Raw genomic sequence first — 266 nt, 5'->3', positions numbered from 1 at the left:
GGTTTTTGCGCTTTTGCCAGCATCTGGCGCGCTTGCTCAACTTCGGCATGTGGGAAAGTCACTTCGTTTTCAACGGTGGTGAACCACGGTTCCAGGTCACCGCTGGCTAACTGGATATCTTTTGGGATATCGACCAGAACCGGACCAGGACGACCTGAGCAGGCAACGTCGAATGCTTCAGCCATGATGCGCGGCAACTCTTCCAGCGACTGCACCAGAAAGCTGTGCTTGGTACAGGCTAACGACAATCCCAGGACATCCACTTC

Annotated in this window: 1 pseudogene; it reads right to left on the bottom strand. The window is 54.5% G+C overall.

Annotated features, from left to right (window positions below):
* Nucleotides 1–248, bottom strand: a pseudogene (locus tag NG901_RS16725) (acetolactate synthase large subunit); the annotation flags it as partial.
* Nucleotides 249–266: the final 18 nt, after the last annotated feature.

This window comes from Clostridium sp. CMCC3677 (genome assembly GCF_023845585.1).
Lineage (GTDB): Bacteria > Bacillota > Clostridia > Clostridiales > Clostridiaceae > Clostridium > Clostridium aquiflavi.
The sequence above is the reverse complement of the archived record's forward strand: the minus strand, read 5'-3'. Positions and strand labels throughout refer to the sequence as shown.